At 43.9% G+C, this 18,390-nt stretch carries 13 protein-coding genes and 4 pseudogenes; 11 read left to right on the top strand and 6 right to left on the bottom strand.

Going from position 1 to position 18,390, the window contains the following annotated elements:
* Both L5M49_RS03890 and L5M49_RS03885 read left to right on the top strand, forming a co-directional pair.
* A pseudogene (locus L5M49_RS03890) lies at positions 1 to 235 on the top strand (IS4 family transposase); the annotation flags it as partial.
* 9 nt (positions 236 to 244) lie between these two features.
* Positions 245 to 499, top strand: a pseudogene (locus tag L5M49_RS03885) (M3 family metallopeptidase); the annotation flags it as partial.
* Positions 500 to 713: 214 nt separating this feature from the next.
* Here the strand turns inward: L5M49_RS03885 and L5M49_RS03880 are convergent.
* The 3 genes from L5M49_RS03880 to L5M49_RS03870 form a co-directional block, all read right to left on the bottom strand.
* Positions 714 to 1,097, bottom strand: a complete 384-nt coding sequence (locus L5M49_RS03880) for a GCN5 family acetyltransferase (protein WP_173244192.1) — start codon at positions 1,095 to 1,097, stop codon at positions 714 to 716.
* On the bottom strand, positions 1,098 to 1,547 hold the full coding sequence (locus tag L5M49_RS03875; protein WP_173248611.1) for an acetyltransferase: 450 nt from the start codon (positions 1,545 to 1,547) through the stop codon (positions 1,098 to 1,100).
* A 276-nt stretch (positions 1,548 to 1,823) separates the two neighbouring features.
* Positions 1,824 to 4,028 (bottom strand): M3 family metallopeptidase, encoded by a 2,205-nt coding sequence (locus tag L5M49_RS03870; RefSeq protein WP_263265479.1) that lies wholly within the window; start codon positions 4,026 to 4,028, stop codon positions 1,824 to 1,826.
* Positions 4,029 to 4,269: 241 nt separating this feature from the next.
* Here L5M49_RS03870 and L5M49_RS03865 point away from each other — a divergent pair.
* The 3 genes and pseudogenes from L5M49_RS03865 to L5M49_RS03855 form a co-directional block, all read left to right on the top strand.
* Positions 4,270 to 4,482, top strand: a pseudogene (locus tag L5M49_RS03865) (hypothetical protein); the annotation flags it as partial.
* Between the two features lie 633 nt (positions 4,483 to 5,115).
* Positions 5,116 to 5,247, top strand: a pseudogene (locus L5M49_RS03860) (transposase); the annotation flags it as partial.
* A 375-nt stretch (positions 5,248 to 5,622) separates the two neighbouring features.
* A complete protein-coding gene (locus tag L5M49_RS03855; RefSeq protein WP_263265478.1) occupies positions 5,623 to 8,928 on the top strand; it encodes a VPA1262 family protein in 3,306 nt (1,101 codons plus the stop codon).
* Positions 8,929 to 9,618: 690 nt separating this feature from the next.
* On the opposite strand, the gene ggt is transcribed toward L5M49_RS03855, so the two are convergent.
* On the bottom strand, positions 9,619 to 11,358 hold the full coding sequence (gene ggt, locus L5M49_RS03850) for a gamma-glutamyltransferase (RefSeq protein ID WP_263265477.1): 1,740 nt from the start codon (positions 11,356 to 11,358) through the stop codon (positions 9,619 to 9,621).
* A gap of 108 nt (positions 11,359 to 11,466) precedes the next feature.
* Between ggt and L5M49_RS03845 the strand changes: the two genes are divergently transcribed.
* Positions 11,467 to 12,807: a GNAT family N-acetyltransferase gene (locus L5M49_RS03845; protein WP_263265476.1), complete on the top strand. Its 1,341-nt coding sequence runs from the start codon at positions 11,467 to 11,469 to the stop codon at positions 12,805 to 12,807.
* Positions 12,808 to 12,881: 74 nt separating this feature from the next.
* On the opposite strand, the gene L5M49_RS03840 is transcribed toward L5M49_RS03845, so the two are convergent.
* Positions 12,882 to 13,505, bottom strand: a complete 624-nt coding sequence (locus L5M49_RS03840; RefSeq protein ID WP_263265475.1) for a LysE family translocator — start codon at positions 13,503 to 13,505, stop codon at positions 12,882 to 12,884.
* Between the two features lie 219 nt (positions 13,506 to 13,724).
* Positions 13,725 to 14,213 carry a hypothetical protein gene (locus L5M49_RS03835; protein WP_263185757.1) on the bottom strand — a complete coding sequence of 163 codons (489 nt, stop codon included), beginning with the start codon at positions 14,211 to 14,213 and terminating at the stop codon, positions 13,725 to 13,727.
* Between the two features lie 297 nt (positions 14,214 to 14,510).
* On the opposite strand from L5M49_RS03835, the gene L5M49_RS03830 reads away from it, so the two are divergent.
* The 5 genes from L5M49_RS03830 to L5M49_RS03810 all read left to right on the top strand — a co-directional run bounded on the left by L5M49_RS03830 (position 14,511) and on the right by L5M49_RS03810 (position 18,290).
* Positions 14,511 to 15,044, top strand: coding sequence for a YbhB/YbcL family Raf kinase inhibitor-like protein (locus L5M49_RS03830; RefSeq protein WP_263168142.1), 534 nt, complete (start codon positions 14,511 to 14,513; stop codon positions 15,042 to 15,044).
* A gap of 11 nt (positions 15,045 to 15,055) precedes the next feature.
* On the top strand, positions 15,056 to 16,222 hold the full coding sequence (locus tag L5M49_RS03825) for a major royal jelly family protein (RefSeq protein ID WP_263265474.1): 1,167 nt from the start codon (positions 15,056 to 15,058) through the stop codon (positions 16,220 to 16,222).
* Between the two features lie 133 nt (positions 16,223 to 16,355).
* Positions 16,356 to 16,832 carry a VOC family protein gene (locus tag L5M49_RS03820; RefSeq protein WP_263265473.1) on the top strand — a complete coding sequence of 159 codons (477 nt, stop codon included), beginning with the start codon at positions 16,356 to 16,358 and terminating at the stop codon, positions 16,830 to 16,832.
* Positions 16,819 to 17,808 (top strand): glycine betaine ABC transporter substrate-binding protein, encoded by a 990-nt coding sequence (locus L5M49_RS03815; RefSeq protein ID WP_263265472.1) that lies wholly within the window; start codon positions 16,819 to 16,821, stop codon positions 17,806 to 17,808. Before L5M49_RS03820 ends, L5M49_RS03815 begins: the two co-directional genes overlap by 14 nt.
* Positions 17,805 to 18,290, top strand: coding sequence for an Atu1372/SO_1960 family protein (locus L5M49_RS03810; RefSeq protein WP_198573679.1), 486 nt, complete (start codon positions 17,805 to 17,807; stop codon positions 18,288 to 18,290). The genes L5M49_RS03815 and L5M49_RS03810 overlap by 4 nt, the downstream gene beginning before the upstream one ends.
* Positions 18,291 to 18,390: the final 100 nt, after the last annotated feature.

The following is an 18,390-nucleotide window of genomic DNA, read 5'->3' as shown; positions in this document are numbered from 1 at the left end:
GTTGATGGTTCAATGCCTGTTGTGGCTAGTTGGTTTACACGCACAGCAACAGGGCTGGGATAAGCATTTTCAGGCCAATACCATTGGGCATCGAACGGTACTCTCAACGATTCGCTTGGGATTGGAGGTACTCAGGCGGCCTGATTATCAAATCACGGAGAAAGAATTGCTGGCGGCCTGGGTATTATTCGCCAATCAGTTGCTCAAATATGGCTATGCTATGGCTGATTTATGAGGGGATCCTTCAGACTTTAGCCATGCCTTCTCCGGTGGTTATTCCGCAGGTTATTACGCGTATCTGTGGACCGAAGTGTTTGCCGCCGATGCCTTTGCCTATATGGGCGAGCAAGGTGGATTAAAAGCCGATAATGGTGACAAATTCCGTAAGGAAGTCTTATCTAAAGGTAACAGTGAAGATCTCATGCAAGATTATATTCACTTTACTGGTAAAAAACCGACAACAGAGGCACTGTTAAAGCGCCGCGGTTTAGTCGATTAATTGATTAATTGTAAAAAGCTAAAGGCTTGTTAGGGAAACCTAACAAGCCTTTTTTATTGATGTCAGGGCGGATTTATTAACCATTTTTTGTTTCAAGACAGGAGGTTTAGAGGATAAGGAAATCTGCAGGTAACGCTCCTAATCACAGTTCCAAAATAGTTTGTTGGAATGTTGTCGAAAGACAGTCTTAAACTATTTTTTATTGATTAAATTGTTATGTTTGATTGTCACTTATAAAGTTAGTAATAGTGTCCTCCTTACGTTGACTCTCTAATAGCCACTCAACCCTCCATTCAGTTAGGCGTTCACCTGTTTTATGAATGAATTTTCCTGCTTCTGGTTCATCAATCCATTCAAGCTGTTTAACAAGTACTAAAGGCGCTTCAGACCCGTCAGTTTCATTCGAAAATTCAAGAGCCTCATTATAAGTATGAAATGCGTAATAGTAGATTTCACCATCAAATTCATCTGGAGCACCTTGCCAAGGGCGGCACCAAACACGATATTCTAGTACTTGATCATAGAAATAACCGCCGCCTGATTTTGTTTCCGCCGGATACTCTCCAATCCTATTCTCATCGATTGAATCAGGATACATCTACAATCCCTCAATGGAATATAACGCCAGATGCAACAGCGGATAAGGTTTACCCTGTCCATCAACGGGTGAGCGACCCGTTACTGAAAAACCAATATGCTGGTAAAAACCTAATGCTTGCTGATTCTGCTCATTAACATCAACCTTTGTGGCTCCCAGTTCTTTAATGGCATGTGTCGCTAGCATGGAACCAATCCCTTTTCCGCGCGCGTCAGGTGAGATGAACAGCATTTCAATATTGCCATCATGTACCCCGCAGAATCCGAGGATTTCTCCATTGTCATTTTTAGCGCACTTTAAGTGAACGGCGTCAAAATATTGTTCGAGGATCAACGGCTTTAATTCCTGTAGATCTTCTTCTGCTAAAAAGTCATGGGTTGCTCTCACTGATGCTTCCCAAATATTGAGCAGACTAAGATGATCTGCTTTTTCTACCATCTCAATATTCATCATATAACTCTATTGAAAATTTAATGCCGCCTAAGCGGTGAATCATAGTGGGTTAACATGTGAAGCGGAAACGTACCACCTTTACGAATCCGCGTTTAAAAAGTTTAGGCGTAAGTTCCGTAACATCTTTTTCCCAAGATGTTACCTGCCAAGCTGCACTCTGTCATCTTGACCTTTCTCGCCATTTCCCTATTTGGTATCAGTAAAATAAAAACAGGGAGTGTTAGCTCCCTGTTGGTGATATTTCAAACTTCAATTTAGAGGGATGATGTTATGTTACTCGGCCAGTAATCCGCGACTACGTAGTAGCGGCTCTATACCGGCTTCTTTACCGCGGAAGTTTTTATACATCAGCATAGGATCATCGCTGCCGCCTTTCGAAAGGATATTGTTACGGAAGGAATCCGCAGTGGCCTTGTCGAAAATGCCGTTTTCTTTAAAGGCTTCGAAAGCATCCGCACCTAAAATATCCGACCAGAGGTAGCTGTAGTAGCCTGCTGAATAACCACCTGCGAAAATATGCGAGAAGTAAGTGCTGCGATAGCGTGGGCTAATTTCCTCAATCAGTCCCATTGCCGCTAACGAGTCCGCCTCAAACTTGGCCGCATCCTTTGGCGTTGTATCGGTTAGTGTGTGCCAATCTAAATCGAGTTTAGTGGCCGCCATGTATTCAACGGTAGAAAAACCTTGGTTGAACTTGCTGGCCGCTTGGATTTTCTGCACTAGCTCCTGCGGGATCACTTTGCCAGTTTTGTAGTGCTTGGCAAATTGGGCTAACACTTCTGGCTGAGTCATCCAGTTTTCATTCACTTGCGATGGGAACTCAACGTAATCGCGAGGTACGGCGGTGCCGCCCTGTGAGCGATATTCGACGTTCGATAACATGCCGTGTAGTGCGTGGCCAAATTCGTGGAATAGTGTGCTGGCTTCATCGAAGGTCAGCAGCGCTGGCTCATTACCCGCTGGGCGAGGGTAGTTTAATACGTTGATAATAATAGGTTTAGAATCAACGCCATTCATATTGTATTGCTTGCGGAAGGAGTTCATCCAAGCGCCGCCACGTTTGCTGTCACGGGTGAAATAGTCACCCATAAAGATGGCCATCAGTTTGCCGTCTTTATCGTAAACTTCCCAAGTACGGACTTCGGCATTGTATTTGGGTAAGTCGGTACGTTCTTTAAAGGTCAAACCGTACAAACGGTTAGCCGTGTAGAACACGCCTTTTAATGTACTGTCGAGGGAGAAATACGGGCGGGTTTGTTGCTCGTTAAAGCTGTACTTAGCGACACGAATTTTGTCGGCGTAGTAATCCCAGTCCCACGCTTGCACCTTAAAATTGCCACCTTGAGCGTCAATCATGGCTTGCATATCAGCCACTTCGGTTTTTGCTTGGGCCAATGCCGCTGGCCATACTTTATTGAGTAAACCGTAGACGTTTTCTGGTGTTTTAGCTGTGCGTTCTTCTAACACGAAATCCGCATGGGTTTTATAGCCCATCAGTTGAGCACGTTCAGCACGCAGGGCAGCAATCTTAGCGAGTATAATCTTGTTATCGTTGGCGTTATTGTTGTTACCGCGCTCGATATAGCCTTTGTAGAGTTTTTCACGTAACTGGCGGTTATCGGCATAGGTTAAAAAAGGCGTGATAGAAGGGCGAGACGTGGTAAATACCCACTTGCCTTCATGGCCACGTTTTTTGGCGGTTTCAAAGGCTGTGGCAATCACATCTGCGGGTAAACCTGCGAGATCGGCTTTATTATCAACCACTAATTCGAATGCATTGGTTTCGGCTAATAGATTGTCTCCAAAGGTTAAATTGAGTTTGCCGATTTCTTCGTTCAGCGCGCGCAGTTTGGTTTTATCTGGCTCGCTTAAGTTAGCGCCGCCACGGGTGAAAGATTTATAGGTATCTTCCAGTAATTTGGCTTGGGCTGTGCTGAGCTTCAGGTTGTCTTTTGCGTCGTGGACAGCTTTAACTTTTTGAAACAGTTTGTCATTGAGCAAAATATCGTCTTCGGCGGACGATAACATAGGCGACACTTCTTTCGAGAGTGCTTGCAATGCTTCATTCGTATCCGCGCCCGTCAGGTTAAAGAAGACGTTAGAAACGCGCGTCACTAGATCGCCAGAAAACTCCATGGCTTCAATCGTATTGGCGAAGGTGGGTTTTGCTTTATTATCAACGATTGCTTGAATTTGTTCGTGTTGTTGGGCGATTCCCGCTTTAAATGCGGGGAGGAAATGCTCAGGCTTGATTTTATCGAAGGCCGGAATTTCCATAAAAGTATCATAGGGTTTAAAGAATGGATTCGTCGCATTCTGGCTGATAATTTGCGCTGACACTGCATTTGGCGCCGCACTTGTTTGAACACTGGCATCGGGTTGTTGTGTGCTACAGGCGCCCAATGTTAAGGCGAAAGCGATGGCACTTAGCGTGAGCTTAGCCGTGCGGGCTTGCGGTTTGAGGGTTAGTCCCTTCATTATTTGTTCCCCGTTAGGTCGATATTGTTATGGATGTTTGCATGATGATGGCCTTGGATTTCAGGAAAAATTTGAAGTCTACGTGCGGCTAAAACCATTAAATTAAGCTTAATGTGACTGTTTAACATGTATCGGACTAGGGGTTCCATCGATTTTGTGTTTAGTTTGTAACAAATGTTTTGTTTTAGGCTTTTAAGCAAAAAATGATGGCAAACTGGGCGAGGATATTATTGCGTCTCAGGCACGTTTTCTTGGCTTAGTCGACCCTAAACCCATTGCAATTGGCGGCTCAACGAACAGTAAATTATTCCCCATTGCTTTAAGTTTTGACCCAGCGATGCTGGGCGTGGAATACACAGGCCATACCGAAAAAGAGTTCATCACCCATAAGCAATTAATACTGAACCTAAAAATGTATACCGCAGCATTTATCGAGCTATCGGCGGTTAAATAGCGCTCTTTGTGAAAGTGATTTTGGGATGGCACAAAAGTGTTGGGTAGCAATAAAGTCTGTATCAAGTATTAAGCCAAGTATTAAGGGTTAATAGAACAATGGCGGTTAAATCTTAGATTTCCGCCATTTCAACTCTAAATACTCAAAGGCAGAAAGGCTCAAAGCTAGTGAGTGATATCGTCAGTTGTGCTGCATGAATTGTCATTGTTTCCCCAGTGACTCGCCCCCTTTCATTTAATAAGAAGTATCCCTGAGGGCTCTACTTAACATGCCCCAACGGTCACTGTTGCAACAATGCCAATCCTCACTGACCCTTTCGCTGTTCGTTTAGCTAAAAAGCTATTGCCCCAAAGCAAGACAACTGAGTTACGCAGCATTAATTGTCATTGTTTTCCCAGTGACACGCCGTAAACTCATCCCTGAGGGCTCGACGGCGACATCCATGTCGCCAACGGTCACTGTTGCAACAATGCCAATCTTAACTAAGTCCCTAATTCATAAGTCCATCCTAAAAAGCTTTTGCCCCAAAGTAAGTTTCGCAGTTCAAAAGGGAAATAGGCCAAGTAAAGCTTTGCCTATAGAAAAGTTGATGTGAAAGGGTCTCGTTCGACCTAGAAGTTATGCATGTCCCATCTTTTCACCGAGTTTGGCAAGCTATTTCATGGCCCAGTAGGTATGCTGCAAGAACTGACCGATTACTGTGAACACTTAGAGAAACGACGACGGCACTTTGCTAAATGCTGCCAGCACTTTCACAGCAATTAACTGTAATCCTGCTTAAACATACCAATCACTGCCCATTTGTTTTATTGGGTGGGTTAGCATGTCTGAAATACGCCGTTTTTTAAGAAATTAGCTCGATTTTATGCTTCAGCTTTAGCCCTTTAACTTTTGATGACTCTAGTTTAAGCAATTTTAGCTCGTACAAGTTGTAGACAAACCAAAAGTGCATTATGTTGTTGATCTATAATGGATGGCCAGATTTTTTCCTTTCAGAGTCCATTCTCTAAATCGGACATGATAAATGTAGTGATTTAAGAAAGTATCATGCTTGATGAAATAGAACTATAAATTCACTATTCAAATAGTTATTAGGCTGCGCTAGGCTGATTTCCTAAATTAAATTAAAAGGTTAGTCTTATGTCATATCAACTGACAGACTTATTAAACGATTGCCGTCTAGACAGATTGTTCTCATCAGAAAAATACCCCTGCGCCCTTCAACTATGGGTTTTGCAGCTACAGTATGAAAATGCAGTAGAAAACCGTGTGCTGTATGGTCGGTTACTACCGTATAGCTTTTCAACAAACAGTTGGTCCTTTAGCCACAAGAACGATTCCAAATCTTTCGGTTCATTCAGAGCAAGTGTAACTAGACTAAATCTTTATGTGGATAGCTCTATATGTCGCGAATTACTCAGTATGGCATGTGATAGGCAATCTATTGATAATATTAGTGAAAAATTAAATATAAAACTTCCTGAAAATATAAGAGAACGTTTCGGAAATACTATAGTTGTTGATGATCGTGCCATTTTTAGACCAATAACTTACTTGCTTAATAGTGATGCTCATTTGAAAGATTCATTAGCCAGCCCACATGGAAGTGCAGGGGCTCTAAGTGCTTCCATAAGTAAAAGTGATAAACAATCTCTGTTTCTTTGTGGGGAAAAGTACGATACAGCTTTTACTACAATGATAGTGGAGCAACTTAATACTGATACTGGGATGAGCTTTGGGAGTAAGGACATTGCTAGGTTAGGTGATATTGAGTTACTAGTATTTCCTACACTTGACGATAATGAAAGAAACCTCCTTGAGGTTAATTGGAATAAAGATAAAGACCTAAATGTACGGTTTACTTCTACCCAACTACCCACCTTTAATCGCTTTCAGTTTCACTTGACTGTTGAGAACGACAATCAAGTCCTGTGTTCTAGAGTAGCGGTAGCAAAATTTATTAAAGAGAGAATATTTGAATGTAGTTTTAAGCTTGAGGAATTGTTATTTGATATAGCCGACAGTGCTAAAATTGATATTTTTTCTTTTACAGATGATTATGAAGAGGGGTGTTTATGCTGTAGTTGGAAAACAAATTATGTACGAGAGATTAATTTCCAGATGCAACTCGTCGGTAACAGCACAAGTCCAGTTAAATTTGATTGGCTTGAAAAAACTACGATACCCAAAATGGCCAACCGCGTATCGCAAGCTTTGTCATTTTCAGCTAGAGAAAACCTCTCTCAAAATAGAATTAGTGGGCGCGAAATTGATAAATGGGTGCCCGAAAATCAAGCGCTGAAATCATTGTTCTCGAAGCTTTATCCTCCCAAGTCAGAAGGGAGATTTTTCCCAAGATGGGGGCAAAGTAATGGTGAAGGAAGACTTCAATTTGTCGAATGGTTTCAATGTTTGATGAAAAAAAATCAACAACAGCATATCGCAATCTTTGATCCATATTTCGAAGACGTTGGCTTAAGTTTGTTGACACTCTATGCCTTGCCCGATTCTGAATACACAATATTTAGAAGTATACCGAAACCAAGAGGCGAAGACATACCTAGACGCAGAAAAACAGATAATATGGTTAGTACAGGTATTGATAACCTAATTGCTAACTGTGAACGCAATAGAAGGTTATTGCAACGATGTAAGGTCAAAATATACGGCTTGAAAGAAGAACGTTTGCACGACCGATACATATTAGTTATTGGTAAAAATGGACTTCCAGTCGAAGGCTTTCATTTGTCTAATTCATTCCAGAAAGCAGCCGAAAATTATCCATTGCTAATAACTCCAATTCCCACTGATGTTTTATATAAAACCAATCAATATACATTTGAAATAATTCAAGAGGCAAGAAGCTCACCAAACGAACAAGTCGATCAAGGTTCTGTCTCTATACTTTTTGACTCAACAGTCTCAAATTCCAAGACTAAGCTATATGAGCCTCTAAGTATCTTGAAACATGAATGTTCAGGAACGGTATTAAGTGTGTGGTTCAAGCAACCATTACTAAAAGAGCTATGTGGTAATGAATTGAAAGATAAGTTGGCAGAGCTAGGAATTCTTCAAAGCGAATCACTAAATGGTTTATCTAAAACAGGTTTATTCAACTGTCTAAAGGAGATGGATGGTGAGCTTTCTGACTTTATAGTGGCATGGGAAGTTATAGGTGATATTTTGGCGCACACTCCCATTGACGACTCAAACATTGGTGAGTTTCAATCCGATATTAGATTTTTATCTTTCTTGTCAGAGTTTTTATCTTGTGCATTTCAGAGAGAAACCAATTGCGATGAACATGAAATTTCAGTGATTGATCCTAGTTATTTCAAAAAATCGTTAACTGAATTTATCCATAGTTCGACTCAAATACATCATTTTCTTCAGTCTACAAAATATAGGATTCTAACTTGGGCTGAATTTTACGCCGTTAAGTATTTGTGGCGTTATTCGCCGGAGTCTCTAATTTTTTTAATTGAAAGGGAATCAAAACTCTTAACTAAAGAGTATCAACCGACAGAAGCTGTTAGACTATCTTTACTCGGTCAATCTGTTAGTGAAATATCCTTGTCTTTGGAATTTCATGATATCTCAGATAAGCAGCAAGAGAAGCTAATAGAAAGCGATATCGCACTTTTGAATTGGTTTGGCTGGAATTCTCTTGAGCAATTACTTTTGTCATCAACTGAATTTGAATTAGCTGAAGGTAAGTTGTTAGGTTTTAGCTACACAGAGAAAATTCAGTATATTGGTTGGGCTCTGAATAGAAATGCTAATATCCCTAACAGCCGAAGTTTTTATGATAACCTTATAGTACAGTTACAGAAACTATTGCCAGAGCAGGTTTCATTTAATGCCCTAGAACTATTGATTGACTCTTCAAGGGGGCACATGCACTATCTTGGTTGGGCTGAGCCTTGGTTATTTAGCGACGTAGTAGAACCAATATTACGTAAAAATCGTGTTAATTTTGAGGATGTGTGTGAGATTTGGTTTCGAGATCTAATCGATTTATTAAATAACGAAAATCCACATCGATCACTTTTGTTTTCTCCAGAAAGAGAAGGGAAAACAACGAACCTAAGCTCTTATCTTTGGGCTCATAGTAACCCAAGCTATCAAAAGAAATGCATTGGAATAACCAGAAAAATCCTCAACAAACAGAAAAGAATTATTCAACAGCCATTGGCTAGCACGTCAAATTGGTCTAGGTGGGATGAAGCCCTGAAGGTTTCATTGTGGATTCTGGTGTTTGCTAAATTGAGTAGATACTATCTGAACACCTTGAACATCTTGCATCATGAAGATTTAGATTCTTTGTTGGAGGATTCATTTAGTCTTGCTATGGTGCGAGCATCGACTGAATGGATGCCTCATAGTGAATTATTCTCTTACCTAGAAAAAGTAGAAGAGCTATTGAATGAGCACGATGGGAAATGATCACCTGAAATAATATTAATTAGAGGTCATAGTAATTTTTTACTTGACTATGTGTCTGTATGTTGAAAACAAGATCATAGAGGAATTAGCTAAAAAGTAAATCCAGGTGACGCCTAAGGCGTACCTGATTTAGGCATTACCCATAGAAATATTAATCCGAAACAGACGAGTTAGAGCAAAGGGTCTATCACGCTTTTGTCCAAAAGCGTGCTGGGTATATCCTTTATACAGACAGGTTACATTAGTGCCAAAAAGGTGATCCATGGTGATTTGCGAGACGACCGTACGCCCCATGGATGGGGCGGTCGAGCATCCACGGACGGACTGGCTGCGAGTCGGAGAGCGAATGCCATGGTAAGCCTATATGAGTGTATACCAGCCAACCACTAGGATCCCAACGATTGAAATAACAGGTCACCCAGTACAGATTGCTTATGCCACTAGAGTCTAAAGGTCAGCTATGTTCAGTACGATTACTTGTTTCCACGCAATAAAAAGCCCTGCTTATACAGTGATGTATAGCAGGGCTTTTTGATTGCGAGTTTGTATTCGTTGAGCGGAAGGACAAGCTTTAGTCAGGGTTTATGACCTAGATCGAATAGGTCATAAATCCTTTTATCTCATCCACCTATTTCTCTCACTCATCTCTTTACACTCATCTCTTTCACTAAAATCGGCATCATGGAGATGCTAGTAGCCGATAGCTTCGCTACCCGAGTGGCGTGGATCAGACGCACCAAAAATTCCTTGTTCGGTCACCATGATTGATTGCGTACTGCCCATAGCGGATTGTACTTTCACTTTGTGTCCTTTGGCTTCGAGCAGGGAAATGGTATCGCGATTAAAGCTGGACTCGACTCGTAATTCATCGGGTTGCCATTGATGATGAACCCGCGCCGCATTACTGGCTTCGGCAATGTTTAATCCATGATCAATAACATTCATGATGATCTGCAGTGTGGTGGTGATAATGCGCGAACCACCTGGACTGCCAGTGACGAGGAAGGGTTTGCCATCCTTCATCACTATTGTTGGGCTCATTGAGCTGAGTGGGCGTTTATTGCCCTCGACCGCATTGGCATCACCACCTACTAAACCGTAGCCGTTTGGCACGCCGGGTTTGGCAGAGAAATCATCCATCTCGTTATTGAGCAGAATTCCTGTTCCCTTCGCCACTAAACCTGAGCCGTAGCTGAAGTTTAAGGTGTAAGTATTTGAAACTGCATTACCCCATTTATCGACTACCGAGAAGTGAGTGGTTTGATCGCTCTCATAGGGCGCGAGCTTGCCGGGCTTGATTTCAGCACTCGGTGTTGCCTTATTCATCGCAATTTTGCTGGCGATTTTTTGGGCGTAGTCCTTACTGGTTAAGGCTCTGACGGGCACCTTATAAAAGTCGGGATCGCCTAAGTATTCGCTGCGGTCGCTATAGGCGTACTTCATGGTTTCCGCCATCAGATGAATCGTCTGGGCGGTATTGTGACCGAGTTTGTCTATTGGGAATTGCTGCAATACGTTGAGCATTTCGATGATGTGCACGCCGCCCGATGATGGCGGTGGCATAGACACAACCTCGTAACCGCGGTATTCGCCGCGCACGGGTTCACGTTCCACAACTTTATAATTTTTAAGGTCGTCTAAGGTCATAATGCCGCCAGCTTCTTTCACCGCATTGATGAGCTTAGTGGCGGTTTCACCTTCGTAGAATCCTTTGGTGCCTTTTTCTGCGATAAGACTTAACGAATGGGCAAGTTCAGGTTGTTTAAGAATATCATCCACTTGATAGTCACTGCCGTCAGCTTTGTAGAAGATAGCGGCAGTGGTTGGCCATTGGGCCATGCGGCGTTTGAGGCCTGCAAGGGATTGGGCAAGATCTGGGGTGATGCTAATGCCTTCCTGCGCCATTTTAATCGCGGGTGCCGTAACTTGGGCGAGAGTCATAGTGCCATATTTTTCAAGGGCTAAGCTCATGCCCATCACTGTACCTGGCACACCTACGGCAAGACCGTGTTCGCGGCTCAGTTTTTCAACTGCGTCGCCATTTTCGTCGAGGAAAATGTTTTTCTTGGCTTTAGACGGTGCCATTTCACGGTAATCGATAGCGATGGTTTTGTTTTCTTTGGCAATATGCACCAGCATAAAACCACCGCCGCCGATATTGCCTGCACGGGGTAAGGTGACAGCCAAACTGAAGGCGACAGCCACGGCGGCGTCAACCGCATTGCCGCCTTGCTTTAGGATCTCAACGCCGGTGCGACTGGCGAGAGCTTCTTGGCTTGCGACCATGCCATGCTTAGCCCACACAGGTTGTGCGGTGGCCATCTGGCTGAAAATTGGCGATTCATCGGCAAGCAGACTGGGAGATGATAGTAGGGGAAGCGCCATCGCAATGGCGAGAATAAGAGGTCTAAAAGGTTTTGTTGGACGCATACTCAATCCTGAATTTATTTTAATTATGGCTATGCAATGTGCCGAGAATTAGGCTTAATTGCAACCTCGTATACTTGTTCACACCAGTAAAGGACGATAATTTACCCAATGAGACAGCTTATCTTGGCTTTTGCGAGCTCAATGTCGGATATTTCGACCAGTGCGTGGAATGCCGCCATGGGTGAGGCGAATCCCTTTTGTCGCCATGAGTTTCTGTTGGCACTCGAGCAAAGCCGCTCCGCCTGCACTGCAACCGGTTGGACGCCTCGACATTTATGCGTGTTCGATGCGGGTGACACATTAAATGATGTCGACAGTAAGGATAAAAGCTTGTCGCCTTTGGCTGAAGGAGGGTTTATCAGTGTGCAAACGGCTAAGCACTCCAATCAGTTCCCACTTATTGCCGTCATGCCCTTGTACCAAAAATCCCATTCCTACGGTGAGTATGTGTTCGATTGGGCGTGGGGCGAAGCCTATGAGCGCCATGGGCTCGATTACTATCCCAAATGGGTGAATGCGATCCCTTTTACCCCAGTGCAAGGTCAACGGATGGGCATTCATCCCGCATTGGAGCGCGCCGAGCAACTGCGCGTGGCGGCATTACTGCTGCTGACATTGAATCGCCGACTAATATCAGCGCAGGATAATCTCGTACTTGAGGAAGCTATTCTTAATCAGCCAGGGCTGGGCGATAACCCGATTTCCTCATGGCATAGCCTGTTTGTTACCCCAACACAAACGCCGTTATTTGAAAGTTTGCCAAATTCGCTGTTAAAACGCTTAGGCACTCAGTTCCATTGGAATAATCGCAGTTATCGGGATTTTAATGATTTTCTGGCGGGCTTTAGTTCCCGTAAGCGTAAGAATATCTTGAAGGAGCGGGCGCAGTTACAGCCTTTTAATCTTAAGTTTCAGTTTGTCGAAGGGGAGCAGATCACCGCTTCGCAATGGCAGACGTTTATCCAATGTTATCAATTAACTTACCTTAAGCGCTCCGGTCATCGCGGCTATTTAACGCCAACCTTTTTTCAGCAGTTGGGGGCACAACTCGCTGCGCAAGTCCTACTCTTGGTGGTTGAAGATGCAAAGGGCGAGATGGTCGCTGGCGCCTTGTATTTAAAAGGTGAGAATACCCGAGGGCAGAAATGCTTATATGGTCGTTATTGGGGGACGACGGTTGAGCTCGACGGTTTACATTTTGAGGCCTGTTATTACCAAGGTATTCAATATTGTATTGAACATGAGTTTCAAGTGTTTGATGCGGGCGCGCAGGGGGAACATAAGGTGCTGCGAGGCTTTGAACCCGTAGCAATGTATTCATACCATAACATCGCCCATTTGGGATTTAAGGCGGCGATTGCCGACTTTGTTGAGCAAGAAACACTGCAAATGCAGCAATATATGGCGCAGATGCAGGATGTGTTGCCCTACAAAAAAGCGCCTTCATAAAGACCGAGTTAACGGGACTTTATTGGGCTCATTTTAGGTAGAACGGCTTACATTTAAGCGGTTAGTTCAAACCGTTAGCTCATGGCTAACCAAACTCCTACGCCTATCATTAGGCTGCCCGCAATGCGGTTTAACCAGCGAATATTATCACCACGGCTCAAGAAGATGCGCAGGCTTTTGCCACCACTGGCGTAGGCGAGCATAGAGGTAAATTCGGTCACCATGATAATGCTCAGTAAGGCGAGGAGCTGCGGCGCGACGTCGCGCTCGGCATTGATAAAAGGGGGCAATAGCGACACCATAAATGCCCAACCTTTAGGATTGGCAATGGCGGTAATAAAGCCTTGGGAGATCAAGGTAACATTGTTGGCTCTGGGGTTAGTGTCATCATCGTTTAATATGGCCATCTTGCCGCGCGCGCGCCACATCTGTACGCCGATATAGCCTAAATAAATCCCGCCGATCCATTTAAAAATTTGAAAGATTTCGGGATAGTTGAGCATGATACTGGCAACGCCCATCACGGCGGCTGTCGCCACCAACGCCACGCCTACCAGTTCACCCAGCATCATCCACAGGGTGCGGCGCACACCTATACTCATGCCCAGGGTCATGGCGAGTGTCATGCACATGCCCGGCGTGATAGAAACAAAGAAAAAAGTCGGGATAAACACAGCGAGTAAGGCAAAATCAGGCATGGTTTGGTCATTCTTGGGTGAAGATGAGAAGGCCGATAGTGTAATGAAAACGGCGGATTTAGCCAATCTGCTTATTTTGAACTTGCTCTCTTTAAATGTAATCGGTTGTGTTGGCTGGCGATATTTCACGCAAAAAGCATACTGTAGTTATTATTAACAATATGCTCACTAACCCCATTGTGATTAATTCTGCAGTTGTTCGGTTAACAGCGATTAACCTCATAGTTTACAAGATAAGACATTGACTGTAGGTTCTACATCAGTATCGATCAAGTAGACACTATCGGCGCCCACCATATAATAACTGTATAGGTCTTGGTAAATATGTTCGCCTAAGTCACCATAATAAGGACGGCGAGCATTTTTTACCGACTTCCATATTGGCCAAGGTAAAGAAAAATAATCGGCATTAGATTGATTCGTGATATTTAAATCTGAATCAATAGGGAATGGCGTATTGCTTTTATCATGATGTTGAATATCGCTAAAGTTATCACTTATGTTATCTAAGAAGGTTTGATAACTTGACTCATCAATTACTTGTATTCCAGATATCGTTGGGAAATATAATTCCATCGTGAATGCATCGTTATCAAGTTCCTGCCACAGTATGGTTAAAGATAAATGGTCTAATCTGCAACTCAGGTTTGGGTGTGGCTTGAGGTTTCTGTTCACGGGAAGCCAAGGTTGATAAGCCGCTTTAATCATAGCGAATCCTCGTTATATTATTGTGTTACGAACATATCTTAGTCGTGTGGCTGTTACTTTTTTGCATTATTTTTGCTGAAAGTACGATAACCTAAAAATAACTGAGAAGCATGTTGAGATTATCCAATATTTTTTGAAACTCATATCAACCAAATGCGCCTTATCAATCATAATTTGATTGATATGCTAACCCACATTCTCAAATCAATGGTTAATGACTGTTCTAGGACAGTTCAAAAATGGGTTCAGCACATTATGAAATCGCCTTATTTCTCCTCTTTTAAAAAGACTCTCTTGGTGACTGTCGCTTTGGCCGCCAGTATTAATTACGTTATGGCTGACGACAGTGCCTCTGCGTTTAGTCTCGAAAGTAATTTAGCTGATAATTCAAGGTTCCCTCCTGAGTATTATTGGAATCAATTTGGTTGTTCGGGCGAAAATATTGCGCCGCGTTTAACTTGGCAAAATGTACCTGCCGGTACCAAGAGCTTTGCTGTCACTTTATATGATAAAGATGCGCCTACTGGCAGTGGTTTTTGGCACCGTGTTGTGTATGACATTCCGGCACAGGTGTCGACTCTCGCAGGTGGTGTGAATGGCGGAGCACTACCCAGTGGTGCCATTGAAGCTAATACCGATTTAGGTAAACCTGGATTCTTTGGACCTTGTCCACCAGAGGGACGTGAACACAGTTATGTATGGACAGTGCATGCTTTGGATGTGGCGCAGTTGCCGATAGACAAGGGATCAACACCCGCTTTGGTGGGATTCTATCTTTGGCAGCATAGATTAGGCGAAGCAAGTTTAACGCTTTTAGCTGGTCCACGTTAGGAGGAATGAAGATGACCATATTATCTACGCGCATTACATACCCAATGTTATCAAAGGTTTTTACACTACTGGCAACCAGTTTGTTGTGTTCTCACTCATGGGCGACACAGACTGAGCCGCTGGCAAAAATGGAAGTCTTTGCCGAACTTGATGGGGCTGTGGGTGGTATTACTTTCACATCAGATGATCGATTGATTTTCAGTTATCACCCTTTCTATCAACCTAACATTAAGGTGGCAGAGCTTTTAGCGGATGGTAGTACTAAGCCATTTCCTAATTCGGATTGGCAGCAATGCCATGATCCGCAGGGTAAAGCGAAAGAACCTGACACTTGCCTTAATTGGGTGTTGGGGCTGCGAACCGACGATCAAGACAGAGTTTGGCTATTAGACTCTGGTCAGCAGGCGCCACGTATTGAGCCTAAATTAGTGGCGTGGGATACCAAGAAAAACCAATTAGATCGCATTATTCATTTGCCCGCGCCAGTCTCTCTTCCTGAGTCACAACATAATGACTTTGTAATCTCATCTCGACATCAAGCGATTGTAATTGCTGATGAGGGGATTGGCACGGGTCCCATTGGTGAAAAGGCTGCGCTGGTGGTTGTGGACTTAAATACAGGGAAAAGTCGGCGACTATTACAGGGTGATAACAGTGTGATGCCAGACTTACAGCGGCCACTGATTATCGATAAAAACTCAAAAGATAGAAAGCAGATTGAAGTCTATGTGGGTGCCGATGGCATTGCTTTAGATAAAACCCAAACATGGCTCTACTTTGCCCCGATGAATAAAGACAAAGTTTACCGTGTGCGGATGACAGATCTCATCAATCCTTCGTTAACGCCTGCGGCACTCTCTGCCAAAGTGGAGGCTTATGCCGATAAGCCCGACAACGGTGGTTTAAGTATTGATGAAACGAATAATTTGTATCTAACGGAAGTGGGAGAGCGGGCCATTGGCGTGATCCCTGCTGATTCTCGCCAGTATCGCACTTATGTCCATGATGAACGTATGGTTTGGCCCGACGGTGTGAGTTATGGCAAGCAAGGTTATTTGTACTCTGGGGCTGCGCAATTACCGTTATCGGCACCATTAAACAATGGCAAAGCTGAAAACAGTCCACCTTATTATATTTTCCGTTTTAAGCCGTTAGCGGCGGGCGTTCGTGGTAATTAACCTTAACCATTAATCTTATAACCTTACGCCAAGTGCTTATCTTAACTGAATTTATTCACACGATTTTTGCGGATTAAAACGGTTTGGATTCGCACTTGGTTATACCGAGTCAGTACTGCCAGAGGATGACAATATGAACATTATCGGATTGGATCACTTTACCATCAGAACCCCCAAACTGGTTGAAACGCTGTTGTTTTATCAAGTCATCCTTGGATTGAAATTAGGTTGGCGGCCACAGTTTGGTTTTCCTGGACATTGGCTCTATGCCTCAAATAAGCCCATTTTGCATTTGGTGGAAGCGGGCGATCAAGCGCTAGATGCCTACTTAGGGGAAAGTAGAAATATTTATGGATCTGGACGTGTTGACCATTTGTCGTTTCGTGGTACGGATTTACACCAGATGCAGCAGCATTTATGCCAGCAGAGGATGATTTTTCAGGAACGAATTGTGCCTGAAATTGGTGAGCATCAGTTGTTTCTTGAAGATCCGAATGGCATCAAAGTAGAGATGATATTCCCCTATGCAAAGGACAACGCCATCGTTGGAATTGTGATGGATAGGCTCGCTATTTCTGACACCAAGGAGCCTGAACATGGCGGAGATTAATGTCTTCAGAAGGCAATTATTGCAAACGCTGGGATTGGGCAGTTTGGCATCATTGGCATTATTTCCTCGAGGTGCGATAGGTATGAATTCATTGAATAAGAGTACAAATATGGAGAGCTCACAGGGTAAGCCGATGATTCGCATGGGAGTGACGGACTTAAGTTTTCATCGAGTCACCGCCGCAGTGGTGGCCCATGTGATAGGGATTATGGGCAAAGAGGTGCAACGAAGCTATGCATTGCACGAGGCTAATTTTGAGCAGCTAGGTGAAGGCAAAGTGGATATGCTGTGTTCAGCATGGCTGCCCCATAGCCACGGGATTTATCGACAAGGTGTCGAAGAGCGAGTTGCTACGCGGCAACTCGGGCTACATTATGAGCCCTATGCGCTCTGGGGCGTACCCGATTATGTGCCTGCTGAGCAAGTGTCGAGCATTGAGGATTTACTCAAACCTGACGTGCGGCAACGTATGCTGCCCATCATTCAAGGGATTGGTGAGGGGGCGGGGATCACGCGATTTTCTAAAAATATCATGACGCAATATGGATTAACGGCGGCGGGTTATCAATTTAGAACTGGCACTCAGGCCGACTGTGTCGCCGCTTTTGAGTCTGCCGTAGCGGTAAACGATTGGGTGATCGTTCCTTTGTGGCATCCACAATTTTTACACCATCAATACGGTATTCGCGATCTTCAGGACCCCAAAGGTTTACTCGGGGGAAAAGATAAAGCGGTATTGCTCGCCCGTGAACGCGAGTTAGCGGTTAATTTCTCGCCCGCACAAATTCAGGTACTTGATAACATAGTATTATCGAATCAAATGGTTGCAGAACTCGATTATGCGGTTAATCGACAAGGAATGACGGAAGATGAGGCCGCTGCGAACTGGCTGACAGCCAATCCTCAGCATTTGACAACCTGGCTAGCCCCGCTGCTTAATCCTGCGAATGCCTCATCTCAGGGGGTGACATTATGATGATCACACCTGAATCGCGGCTAGTAGCGGCAGGGCTTGAACTACCTGAGGTTGCTGCGGCTCTTGGGAATTACGAACCCTATTCAATTGTTGGCAGTCAGTTAATGACCTCGGGTCAGTTTCCCTATTTAGAGGGCGAGCTTCAGTATCAAGGACAATTGGGCGCCGATCATACTGTGAGCGAAGGCTACGCTGCCTGTCGTCTTGCGACCCTAAATGCCATTGCCCAATTGAAACAGGCTTGCGGTGAGCTTTCGCGGATAAAACAAATTTACCGCTTGGAAGGGGTGCTAAATGTGCATCAATCTTGCTTTGAACATCCTAAAGCACTCGATGGGGCTTCGGATTTATTGCTTGAAATCTTCGGTGAAGCAGGGCGTCACAGCCGGATGATTTGGACAAATCCGGTCATGCCGCTTAACAGTTTGTGTCTAGTGTATTTATTTGCAGAACTCTATTGTGATGACGAACAAAGGCAATGACCTTTGTCTCGATTGAGATTGAATGCTTGAATGTGACTCACATTGGCTGTTAGCTAAATGTTCTGTCAGCAAGACGGATAGTTCATTCAAGAGCATATAA

The sequence above is a fragment of the Shewanella sp. SM74 genome (assembly GCF_025653725.1).
Classification (GTDB): domain Bacteria; phylum Pseudomonadota; class Gammaproteobacteria; order Enterobacterales; family Shewanellaceae; genus Shewanella; species Shewanella oncorhynchi.
Note: the sequence above shows the minus strand (reverse complement) of the source record. Positions and strands in the feature narration are given on the sequence as shown.